Source organism: Endozoicomonas atrinae, assembly GCF_001647025.1.
Taxonomy (GTDB): Bacteria; Pseudomonadota; Gammaproteobacteria; order Pseudomonadales; family Endozoicomonadaceae; genus Endozoicomonas; species Endozoicomonas atrinae.
The window spans coordinates 1-1,276 of the sequence record NZ_LUKQ02000575.1 but is presented as its reverse complement, the minus strand read 5'-3'; the positions used below and the strand labels follow the sequence as shown (position 1 = coordinate 1,276).

Sequence of the window (1,276 nt, the reverse complement as noted above, 5' to 3'; positions counted from 1 at the left end):
TTGAGAACCTTATTTCCGAAGATTAAAAAAACGGAAAGCGTATAGTTGTGTGATTTTGAAGATTTAAGTTGGACTTACCATCATGCTAGTAATTTGAGATAGCTTCTTACAAAGTCGCACATCGCGTTAGTAGAATAAAAAAACTCCATCTGATTTAGCCTTTAGATGGATCGATTCTGATATTGTCATTGATCAATAACCGCCGAAATTTTTTGCGTTTCTGAAGACGCTTCCTCTGGAGAGAAGTCGAAAGGAAGAGAGTGAAACTCTGTTGTTTCGGGGGCTGCCATCCAGCTGATGTGAGCAGGATTGTTTTCCATCGGTTGATCAGTATATTTTTTGGCAAAAGTGCCAGAACTGGTTGACGTACCAAATTTAAAATTAGGTGTGAGAGCATCTTTAGGGGGTGAAAAAACGTCAGAAACCGATATCGAAAAAGGTTGATCTCGCGTTGTTGTATGTAATCCAGGGGCTTCGTGACGAATTCTCCCAGGATAAGAATGTTGTCTATGTGGCTTGGCTTGATGGCTTCTTTGCTTACAGTGGCGTTTATTTCGTGCTTTTGTCGGTCCTTTGGGAGGCTCTTCCTTTGGTGTTTCTGAAAGCTGATCATCTCTATAGCTGCCTGGGGAGTAACCTTTAGTCTCGGCCTGAAGTGAAAGTTTGGCTAGTTCTTCTGCTATATCGGTATCACTCTCAGGATCACTAAAAACCTGGTTTTGAATTGCTATCATTGTTTTTTTTGTCCAAAAGCCATCGCTGCTTGAGGGGAGAGCGGCTTCTGCCCCTGCAGGAGTGGAGTTTGGAATGGCGGTTGGCGTTATCTTTCTACCCATGCTCGTAGCAGAAATATGAGATCGGCTGGCGGGAGGGCGTTCATTGTTATCTTCGGATGTCTTAGTCATATAGGGTTGGTTGTAAGGAGTAAGCTTCTCCATCGATAACACCAAATTTGTGGCTTCTGAATTTATTTTGATCTTCTTATTTCAATTAGGTTCATTTTTAGAACAAAAAACAAACAGTAGTGTGCAGTATACAAGCACCCAGTGTGATCATTTCAGTTCTCTAAAGTAAGGTGACTTTTTTTATGCCCCGCATGAGTTGTTTCTAATCGAAGTGGAGAGTTCATTATTTTACGGTTTGTCTTAACAATAGTCCGGACAGTTTTCCGAAATAGGCAACCATGAGAGGAATCAACCAGAGTAGAGAATCCTAATAATCTATCTGTTGATACCTCCTCTCATGGAAATCATAGTTAAGTCTGCTCTGGACAGTA

The 1,276-nt window shown here is 41.3% G+C and carries 1 protein-coding gene; it reads right to left on the bottom strand.

The features are described from left to right. Positions 1-185: 185 nt before the first annotated feature. Positions 186-938: a hypothetical protein gene (locus AK963_RS29155; RefSeq protein ID WP_066018745.1), complete on the bottom strand. Its 753-nt coding sequence runs from the start codon at positions 936-938 to the stop codon at positions 186-188. Positions 939-1,276: the final 338 nt, after the last annotated feature.